The sequence below is a fragment of the Trichothermofontia sp. genome, from assembly GCF_053493415.1.
On the sequence record NZ_JBRCAD010000223.1, the window covers coordinates 1 to 7,691 of the forward strand.

A 7,691-nucleotide genomic window follows, 5' to 3' on the forward strand; every position below is an offset into this window, starting at 1 on the left:
TTAGATTTTAGATTTTAGATTTTGAAGGTTGCACGCCCTAGCCTAGGAATTGTGTTTATCTTAACTTGATCAAAATGAGAACTAATAAATAAACGGCTCCGGTAATGAGTTGGAGCACCATAACGGGAATGCCGTAGCGGAGGAAGCGTTTGAAGGAGATCCGACGATCGTGTAACTCCGAAATACCAGCGGCAACAATATTGGCGGAGGCTCCGGCTAGCGTACCGTTACCGCCGAGGGTTGCCCCAATCATCATGGCATAGAACAGGGGCAGCACATCACTGGGTAAATTGCCATCAAAGGTAGGCGAGAGAATTTCTGGTCCTGCTAGTCCCAGGTTAACGACGGATTGCTTGAGCAGTGGGATCATGGCTACGACCAAAGGAATATTGGGTACAACGCTAGAGAGAAAGCCAATCAAAAAGAGCAGGGCTAATGACCCCAGGAAAATATTTTGATTGAGGCCAAGGGCCAAGAGTTGGGACAGTTGGTTAATCACGCCCGTTTTTTCCAAACCGCCAATGAGGACGAAAAAGCTCATGAAAAAGATCAAAGTACTCCAATCAACGTCGCTGAGGATCTGGTTGACTGACTCAATTTTGCTGTGGTGAGACAGGAGAAGGGCGAGGGCGGCTCCCATTAAGGCGACGGAGGCCGGGGCGATCGGGATGGGCAAATATTCGCCAATAATAAAAAAGACCAGAACAAAGACAACGATCACAATCCCGGTGGCCAGGGTGCGGGGATGGTTAATTTTGGGATGGGGTAATTTGTCCAGGTTATCCAATTCCTTATGCCAGGTGCGCCGAAACAACCACGGCAGCAGGGCAACCAGGGTCCCGATCGCGACGACCCCGCTCCCCCCCAGGCGCAGGAAGTAATCGGTAAAGCTCATATTGATCGCGTCTCCAACTAGAAAGGTGACGGGATCGCCGACCAGGGTCAGGAGGCTGCCGCTGTTAGCGACAAAGGTAATCAAAATTAGCAGGGGTACAAAGTCAGCGCCAATCTCCTGGGCAATGGGGGGGATGAGGGGAGCCAGGAGCATTACCGTGGTGGCATTCGGTAAAAAGGCCGTGCAGACCGTTGTTAGCCCCACAAGACCCAACAGGAGGCGGCGTCCCTGCCCCCCAGCCCAAATGACGATTTTGGTGGCTAGGTATTCAAAGATTTTCGTTGGTTCAAAGGCCCGAACCAGTACCATCACCCCAAAGAATAGGGATAGGGTGGAGTAGCTCTGGCCGATGTAGTTGATCGCTTCGGTGAGGGTCAGGATATTCAAGAACACTAAAAGCATGGCCCCTAAAAAGGCCGCGATCGTCAGGTGAACCCATTCCGCCATGAGCAGAAAGATCACCCCGGCAAAAATGACGATGGCAATCATGCCTTGCCAGGTTGCGTCCAATCCCATAAACCCTCTCCTTCCGATGTGTTTGCCGCTTGGCGGGTGTGCATCCCCAATGCAAGGGAAGGGACTCGGCCCTGAACGACTGGGGTAACCCGTCTGGTGTAAGTCACCGGGATGAAGTGAAAACTGGGAAATCGCCCGCAACCTAGTCGTTAGGGAGCGCGATCGACTCTCCGCAAGCCTTCTCTCTGTGCCGACGAAGTTAGCTGACGGGCGAGGGGTGAGAGATCCCCTTCTCAACTGGATAACACCCCCTTCCCCTCGGCAGAGGGTTGTGGAGAAGGGGTGCGCAGTTGAGATAAGCCCCGATCGGTGGTTCCTCCGCTCCAGCCATATGGACTTCGGTAGCCTGGGACAACCCCTAAGCTGGATTAGGCTGACTTACTCATCCTAGAGCGTAGCATTCTGAGCCGATTTAGGGGGTATCGGTCAATTCCTGATCCAGTGTCAAAATCGCCCAAGTATGTGAGAAACCGCAGGTCTAGGGAGCGCCTGCCGCTGCTGCCGTTGCCCCTAGGGCGGCTAGCAGGGAGGGGGTATCGCTGACAAAGCCAAAACACTGGCTGACGTTATAGAGGGTGGCCTGCATACAGTAATCCGGCGAGGTGGTGGCTGTCCCATCCCGGAGCAAAATGCAGTCATAGCCCAGGCAACTGGCATCCTGGAGCGTTGTCATAACGCATTGGTCCGCATTAACGCCAGCAAAGAATAGGGTTGTTTTACCCAGATTGCGCAAAATGCTATCCAGGGGGGTGTCCCAAAACCCACTCATGCGGTATTTATCGACACGAATATCCATCGGATCGGGCGTTAACTCCTCGATCACCGCTGCGGCCCAACTCCCTGCCGTCAGGACCGGCGATTGATGCTTGGGCAGGGGATCACCCAGGCCAATCCCGGTCCCGGTTGGGTTGTACACATGGCGCAGGGCAGGACTGATATTGAGCAGATCGGGCCGATTGCCCCAGTTCACCCACACGATCGGCACTTGGTGTTGTCGCAGAACGGGCAAAATCCCCTGTAAGGGCGCGATCGCGGCCCAGGTCAGACTCACGTCTACGCCAATATGGGCTAACCAACCCTCGGGATGACAAAAGTCGTTCTGCATATCAATGACCAATAAGGCCGCCTTATTCAGATCCAACCGGAGGGTCTTGGTGGCCGTGGGTAGGACGATCGGACGGGATGCGAGCGCTGGACGACTGAGATCCGCACTGGTGGCGTCAACGAGCCAGGCGTTTGGGGGAATACCAAGGGTATGCACAGGTGTAAACGTCATCGAAAAGTTTAGAGCGGCAATCCCGTCCTGGCAGGACGGCTTGATGTTATGTTAGGGTGCACCTGGTCAAGGACCCACCTGTGACTATGGCTTCAGCCAGCTTAACGAGCGAAGTCCAGTGACATGGGCGGTGCAGACCAATCGGTAGATCGGGGCAAGCGCAGTGGCAATGGGAAATCCACGCCTTGAATCAACCAAAACCATAGCATTTCGCTGGTCAATTGCATGAGTCGGGCGATACGATCGCAGCGGCGTAGTCGCGGGCTTGTCCCCAGGGCGACCGGCGATTGCCAGTGCGGTTACCGCGTTCACCGTGAATGCCAGATAGAGGGTTTGCTATGATCGCCCGATGGGAGACCGTTGGGATCGATACCCTGGTCTCCGAGAACTGGCGCAAGATCATCCCGTTTATGGCGGGTCTCAAGATGGATTGCCTCAACTTACCTCCCTCCCATCAAGGGCCAGCGGCCCCTCCCCCTCCCCAACTCCGTTATGATGGCCACTACCGGTGTCCCGTGTGCTACTACGGCGAATTAACCGGGATGACCTTGATGGAGAGCTTTGGGTGTAGCTTCTGTCGTCATATTTTTACGGCGGACCTGCAAACCCAGGTATTACGCTTGGCAGACGGTTCCCAGGCATTGACTTGGCGGTGGGATGGCAAACGCTGGCGGACAAGTCGTACTGCTAATCCCCATTTGGGCCTCGCACTGGTCAGCCTCGGTACGGCCTTGGTGGTTTTGCCCACGGTCTTAGTGACCTTGGCGGTCTATCTGTTTCCGCCCCTTCCGGATACCCCCGGGGCTTGGATTCCCCGCGCATGGATTGGCCTAACGGGCCTCAGTCACCTGGCGATGGTCCTATGGTTGGCGGGCGAGTCTGGCCCATTCCCCCTCTACCGTGCCCTCCGGGTACAGTCTTCCCGGTTACTCACGCTGCGCAATCCCACACCCTAGTTGTTTGTCAACTGCACCGGCTATTGCGGCCTGCTCGCCGACCACCTCACGGGCACCCGCTCGCCCCACCCCACGATCGCGCCGGGGAACGCCCTGACTGCGCAACGAAACTTAATTAAGGCTTCTTAATAATGGGATGCCCGAAGGCGAACCGTCAGCCGCTAGCAGGGGCCGGTCTTCGGCGTAACCAGCTTGACGGGACGATCGCTCATCATCTCTGCACCAGGGGGGAGATTACGGGTAGTTTTCTGATAAACTTTTATAAAAGTTAACGTTTTAACAGAGTTCTTCATGAAAATTCTGGTAGTTGGTGCGACAGGTACCTTAGGCAGGCAGGTAACCCGGCGGGCGCTGGATGAAGGACATCAGGTGCGGTGTCTAGTCCGCAGTCAACGGCGGGCAGCATTCTTAAAAGAGTGGGGGGCTGACCTCGTCGGGGGGGACCTAACACTACCAGAAACCTTACCTCCGGCCCTTGATGGCATTGATGTTGTCATTGATGCGGCCACGACCCGTGCCACCGACTCGCTCAGTGTAAAGGCGGTAGACTGGGATGGCAAAGTTGCGCTGATTCAGGCGGCCAAAGCGGCCCAGGTCGATCGCTACATTTTCTTCTCGATCTTGGATGCAGAACAGTATCCCCAGGTGCCTTTGATGGAGATCAAGCACTGCACCGAATTATTCCTAGCCGAATCGGGCCTTAACTACACCATCCTGCGTCTTTCGGGCTTCCTGCAAGGCTTAATTGGCCAGTACGCGATTCCTATCCTAGAGCAGCAAGCCGTTTGGATTACCAGCGATGTTGCCCCAATGGCCTACATGGATACCCAGGATATTGCCAAGTTTGCCCTGCGTGCCTTGAGCGTACCCGAAACGGTGAATCGCACGTTCCCCGTCGTGGGCACCCGTGCCTGGAGTGGCTATGAGATTATTCGCCTATGTGAGCGCCTCAGCGATCGTGAGGCCAAGATTATGCGGATGCCCCTGGGTTGGCTGCGGGCGGTGCGGAAGATGGCGCGATTCTTCCAGTGGGGCTGGAACCTGAGCGATCGCCTGGCCTTTATCGAAGTCTTGGCGGCAGGGAAGCCCATGATCACGCCAATGGATAACACCTATGCCGTGTTTGGCCTTGATCCCAAGGCCACGACCACCCTGGAAGAATACCTCCAGGATTACTTCAGCCGCATCATGAAAAAGCTCAAAGAGTTGGACTACCAACAAGCCAAGGCAAGGCAGAAAAAAAATGCGGGGAAGAAGCAAGCGCCGTTTATCTAGGAGCCTGTCTCTAGCCCCCTTAATTACCCGTCCCCCCGTGCGATCGCGGCTCGGGGCAGGTGGGGGTCGAACGGGGGTTTGCCATCGGCCCTAGGGTCCTGCTCCCCAATTGCCAAATGCCCCAATCCGTGCGTCAATGGCTTAACTATTTGACGCGAATTCTGAGGTAACCTTAAGCTTTTCTTGCTGAGCGTTGCCTGTATTAATCCCTATTTGATATTCCAGAGTTGACCGTGCCTAAAGCTGGCATTATTTACAACGACGCCAAGCCCATTGCCTGCCGAGTCGCCAGGGAGGTGGAAACCTATCTTCAGGAGCATGGCTGGGACGTTCACTTGGCCACGGGCGTGGGGGGGATTTTGGGCTATTCCCAACCCGATAGCCCCGTGTGCCATACCCCCATCGATCGCCTGAATCCCCCCGGTTTTGACGAAAAAATGAGTTTTGCCGTGGTGTTAGGCGGGGATGGCACGGTCCTGTCAGCCTTTCGCCAGGTAGCCCCCTGCGGGATTCCCCTCCTCACCATCAACACTGGCCACATGGGGTTCTTGACGGAAGCCTATTTAGGCAACCTGCCCCCGATGTTAGCTCAGGTGATAGCGGGTAACTACGAAATTGAAGCCCGCAGTATGTTAACGGTTCAGGTTCTCCGGGAAGATTTTATCCTCTGGGAAGCCCTGTGTCTGAACGAGATGGTGCTACATCGGGAACCCCTGACCAGTATGTGCCACTTTGAGATTGAAATTGGTCGCCATGCCCCCGTGGATATCGCCGCTGATGGCATTATTATTTCCACGCCCACCGGGTCAACGGCCTATTCCCTGAGTTCGGGGGGACCCGTGATCACCCCTGGCGTGCCCGTATTGCAATTGGTGCCCATTTGTCCCCACTCCTTAGCCTCCCGTGCCCTCGTGTTTGCGGATACGGAACCCGTGACCATTTTCCCCGCGAACCCGAATCGCCTGGTGATGGTGGTTGATGGCAATGCTGGGTGTTATGTGCTGCCGGACGATCGTGTGCGCTCGCTACGGTCCCAGTACAACGCCAAATTTATCCGACTCCAACCCCCAGAGTTTTTCCGGATTCTGCGTGAAAAGTTAGGGTGGGGGCTGCCCCACACGGCCAAACCGTCCTCAGTGGAACTACCGTAAGGCACAATGGAGCACAGCCCCCCTGCCGGGAAACGGCCACCCCAAAACGATGAATGGATTATCTCCCAACCCCAATCCCTCTGTACTGGTGATCCAAGCTGATGAAGCCCTAGCCCAACAGATGAGCTTGGACTTGCAGGCCGCAGGCTACCAGGCAGTTATTGCCAGCACGGGCACTGAGGGTCTCCAGCAAAGCCTTGATCTCCAACCTGCCCTCATTGTGGTCGATCGCAGTTTGGGAAACGAGTCGGGCCTGAAGGTGTGCCAACGGCTACGGGAACGGGGTGTTCATACTCCCATGTTACTGCTTATGACACGGGATACCGTCGAGGATCGGATTGCCTGTCTGGAAGCAGGGGCCGATGATTATTGCCTCAAACCCTATCAGACGGAAGCTTTCCTGCAATTGTTGCAGATCTATTTGCAACCGGAGGCCAGCAGCACCGAGCAACTCCGTTTTGGCGATCTGCTGTTGGATCTGGCCACCCGGCGGGCTTTTCGCAATGGTCGCACGATCGACCTGACGATGAAGGAATTTGAACTGCTCAAGTATTTAATGGAAAATCCGCGTGAAGTCCTGACCCGTGACCAAATCCTGGAAAATGTCTGGGGCTATGACTTCATGGGCGAGTCCAACGTCATTGAAGTCTATATTCGCTACCTGCGCCTCAAAATTGAACAGGAAGGGGAAAAACGCCTGATCCAAACGGTGCGAGGGGTGGGTTATGTGCTCCGGGAAAGCTAGGTATTTCGCTCACGCGACTGCCCGGCTAGTTCTATGAAAACTTCATGAACCTGGCCTTAATCGGGCTGAAATGCCAGGATCTCTGGATAGAAACTTTATATGAATCCTCCGGGGAAACAGCAGATTTTCAGTCTAGTGGGATAAAGGCAGACTGCCCCTGACTAACCTGCTGCGCTTGTGGGTCTTAGTGCAGTCCTCTGTACAACCCTCTGGGCAACCCTCTGGGTAACCTACAGTTTGCCCAACTGGCCCCACCAACCCCAACCCGTGATTGGACCACCTATGGTAGCCGCTTCCCCGTCTCTCTTAACAAACCGATATACCAAGGCCAGGGTTAACCTAGCTTTTGGGGGGCAAGTTGCCCCTGCTCTGGATACAACCCAAATTTTTTATCTCATTGATAGTTATTTGCCTTTTGAGGTGTGCCTGCATTATCAGTTATTGCCACTAGGGGTCGATCGCGATCGGGTACATTTAGGCATGGTTGATCCCCACGATCGCAGTGCCCTAGAATATGCGGTGCGGATGGCCCAATACTGGAACTATCGGCTCATTCCCAAGCCCATTTCCCACGACAGCCTTCATACCCTCCTGTCGGCCTATCTCAATTTTATGCAACTTGAGGGACCTACCGCCTATCAAGAAAAGTTGCGTCTAGCGAGCCAAGTTACCCAGGGCCAATCCGGGCTTCACCCCGCCCACCGGGCTAGTTCTATCGCTCCCGTTCCTGTTCCTCCTGCTCCCCCCCAACCATGGTGTTGATTAACGACGAAACGCTGATTTTAGATGAAGCAGAATTGATGGCGATCGAGGCCAATGCGTCTGCCGTCCTGCCTCTGTCAGGACACACGCCCGCCGCCGTTAGCCAACCCCTTCT

7 protein-coding genes and 1 riboswitch are annotated in these 7,691 nt (G+C 55.1%); of the genes, 5 read left to right on the forward strand and 2 right to left on the reverse strand.

Annotated elements, in window-relative coordinates; translation table 11 throughout:
* Positions 1–55: 55 nt before the first annotated feature.
* Together ACWIUF_RS19745 and ACWIUF_RS19750 are read right to left on the reverse strand one after the other, a co-directional pair.
* A complete protein-coding gene (locus ACWIUF_RS19745) occupies positions 56–1,411 on the reverse strand; it encodes an SLC13 family permease (protein WP_448574245.1) in 1,356 nt (451 codons plus the stop codon).
* 174 nt (positions 1,412–1,585) lie between these two features.
* Positions 1,586–1,765, reverse strand: a riboswitch (cyclic di-AMP (ydaO/yuaA leader).
* Between the two features lie 124 nt (positions 1,766–1,889).
* Entirely contained in the window at positions 1,890–2,687 is a 798-nt protein-coding gene (locus tag ACWIUF_RS19750) for a cysteine hydrolase family protein (protein ID WP_448574246.1), read from the reverse strand.
* 338 nt (positions 2,688–3,025) lie between these two features.
* On the opposite strand from ACWIUF_RS19750, the gene ACWIUF_RS19755 reads away from it, so the two are divergent.
* The 5 genes from ACWIUF_RS19755 to ACWIUF_RS19775 all read left to right on the forward strand — a co-directional run bounded on the left by ACWIUF_RS19755 (position 3,026) and on the right by ACWIUF_RS19775 (position 7,576).
* A complete protein-coding gene (locus ACWIUF_RS19755; protein ID WP_448574247.1) occupies positions 3,026–3,643 on the forward strand; it encodes a hypothetical protein in 618 nt (205 codons plus the stop codon).
* Positions 3,644–3,934: 291 nt separating this feature from the next.
* Entirely contained in the window at positions 3,935–4,918 is a 984-nt protein-coding gene (locus tag ACWIUF_RS19760) for an SDR family oxidoreductase (RefSeq protein ID WP_448574248.1), read from the forward strand.
* 233 nt (positions 4,919–5,151) lie between these two features.
* Entirely contained in the window at positions 5,152–6,069 is a 918-nt protein-coding gene (locus ACWIUF_RS19765) for an NAD(+) kinase (protein WP_448574249.1), read from the forward strand.
* Positions 6,070–6,118: 49 nt separating this feature from the next.
* Positions 6,119–6,814, forward strand: a complete 696-nt coding sequence (gene nblR, locus ACWIUF_RS19770) for a response regulator transcription factor NblR (RefSeq protein WP_448574250.1) — start codon at positions 6,119–6,121, stop codon at positions 6,812–6,814.
* Between the two features lie 177 nt (positions 6,815–6,991).
* A complete protein-coding gene (locus ACWIUF_RS19775) occupies positions 6,992–7,576 on the forward strand; it encodes a GspE/PulE/PilB domain-containing protein (protein ID WP_448574251.1) in 585 nt (194 codons plus the stop codon).
* Positions 7,577–7,691 lie beyond the last annotated feature (115 nt).